The sequence below is a fragment of the Bacillus sp. SIMBA_074 genome, from assembly GCF_046534555.1.
Taxonomy (GTDB): domain Bacteria; phylum Bacillota; class Bacilli; order Bacillales; family Bacillaceae_G; genus Bacillus_A; species Bacillus_A mycoides.
In genome coordinates this window covers 1-237 of the sequence record NZ_JAWRYM010001204.1, presented here as the reverse complement: position 1 = coordinate 237, position 237 = coordinate 1, and the positions used below count along the sequence as shown (strand labels likewise).

General features: G+C 70.9%; 1 pseudogene. It reads left to right on the top strand.

The window, feature by feature from the left end:
- A pseudogene (locus tag SB773_RS34540) lies at positions 1 to 233 on the top strand (hypothetical protein); the annotation flags it as partial.
- Between the last annotated feature and the right edge of the window lie 4 nt (positions 234 to 237).

Below are 237 nucleotides of genomic sequence, written 5' to 3'. Positions count from 1 at the left end.
CCCGGGAGGGGCTCGCCATCGTCCTGGTCTCCAGCGAGGTGGAGGAGGTGGTCGAAGGCTCCAGCCGGGTCATCGTGCTCCGCGACGGGTCGGTCGAGACCGAGCTCAGTGGCGACGAGGTGGACGAGCGGACCCTGCTCGCCGCACTGGCCGGTGACTCCGCGGCCGACGCGGAGCCGGCCATCGATGTCGAGACCGTCCCCCCGACGACCAATGAAGGAGCCGCCTCGTGATGAG